Source organism: Streptomyces sp. NPDC001530, assembly GCF_042894545.1.
Lineage (GTDB): Bacteria > Actinomycetota > Actinomycetes > Streptomycetales > Streptomycetaceae > Streptomyces.
In genome coordinates, this window is sequence record NZ_JBIAVS010000073.1 from 1 (window position 1) to 1,722 (window position 1,722).

1 protein-coding gene is annotated in these 1,722 nt (G+C 70.3%); it reads left to right on the forward strand.

The window, feature by feature from the left end; translation table 11 throughout:
- The first annotated feature begins 76 nt into the window (after positions 1 to 76).
- Complete coding sequence (locus tag ACFY0T_RS50250; RefSeq protein ID WP_388885970.1) at positions 77 to 1,657, forward strand: IS1182 family transposase; 1,581 nt, start codon at positions 77 to 79, stop codon at positions 1,655 to 1,657.
- Positions 1,658 to 1,722: the final 65 nt, after the last annotated feature.

Consider the following 1,722-nt stretch of genomic DNA (forward strand, 5'->3'; position numbering starts at 1 on the left):
GGCCCTAGAAGGCTCGTGAAGATCTTGGGTTCTGGCCCTGCCGCGTCAGCGGCAGGGCCAGACTCGTCGTGTGGCGATGGGCGAGTGGGTCGGCGAGACCGTCGGGCCGGACGTGTGGGAGACATGCCGGGACCTGATTCCGGCTGGGAGCGTGTTCGCGTTCCTGGCTGAGCATCGGGGGCGGCTGTTTCCGGCTCAGTTGTTCGCGGACATGTATCCGTCGGCGAACGGGCGGCCCAGTATGCCGCCGCAGATTTTGGCCGCTGCGATCACGCTTCAGGCCCTGCACGGGCTGTCGGACTTCGAGACGGTCCAGGAACTGCGGTGCGACCTGCGGTGGAAGGCCGCGTGCGGGCTCGGCCTGCACGACATGGCGTTCGACCCGTCACTGCTGGCCTACTTCCGCCGCCGACTGGCCCGTTCCACCCGCCCGAACCGGGTCTTCGAGGCTGTGCGCGAGGTCGTGAAAGCTACCGGCGTGCTGAAGGGCAAGCACCGCCGGGCGCTGGACTCCACCGTGCTGGACGACGCGGTCGCCACCCAGGACACCGTCACCCAGCTCATCGCCGCTGTCCGGGCGGTGATCCGCGAGGTCCCCGCAGCAGCCGAGGTGGCAGCGGTGCAGTGCACCGCCCACGACTACACCGACCCGGGCAAGCCCCGCATCGCCTGGAACGACGAGCAGGCCCGCGCCGAGCTGGTCGACGCCCTGGTCACGGACGCGCTGCGGCTGCTGGGCCACCTGCCCGACCAGCAACTCGGCGAGAAAGCCGCCAACGCGGTCGGCATCCTGGCCCTGGTCGCGGGCCAGGACGTCGAGCCGGCCGAGGACTCCGACGGCCGCGACGGCCGCTGGCGCATCACCCAAGGGACCGCCCCAAACCGGATGGTCTCCACCGTCGATCCCGAAGCCCGGCACGTCCACAAGACCCGCAGCCACCAGCAGGACGGCTTCAAGGCTTACCTGGCCATCGAGCCCGAGACCGGCTTATACACCGCCGTTGCTCTGCGGCCCGGCGCCGGGGCCGAGCACCACGAGGCCGCCATGGGACTTGAGCTGCTCGCCGACGAGACCGGGCCGGTGGATGCCTTCGGCGATACCGCCTACTCCACCGGCGACGCCCGCCAAGCCCTCCACCAGGCCGGGCATCGACTGTTCCTCAAGCCCGCCCCGCTGCGGCCCGCCGTCCCCGGCGGCTTCACCCTCGATGACTTCACCATCGACACCACCGCCGCCACCGTGACCTGCCCCCAAGGGCACACCGTTGCCCTGGCCGATCCCAGCGGGCAGCACCACCAGCGCAAAGCGACCTTCGGAAACCTGTGCACCGGATGCTTCCTGCGCGAACGGTGCACCAAGGCCAAGGCCGGACGCATCCTGACCATCCGCCCGCACCACGACCTGCTCGCGGCCGCCCGCCACCAAGCCGCTACCGACCCCGGCTGGCAAGCCGACTACCGACGCTGGAGACCACCGATCGAACGCGCCGTCGCCTGGCTCGTCCACCACGGCAACCGCAGACTCCGCTACCGCGGCACCATCGCCAACGACGCCTGGCTCCACACCCGCGCCGCCGCCCTCAACCTCCGCCGCCTGATCAACCTCGGACTCACCCACACCAGCGGCACCTGGACACTCGCACCGACTGGCACATAGCACCGAAGGGCCGGCCCGGCCTGCAGCCGGACAGCCCCTCAGCAAGATCTTCATGAGCCTTCTAG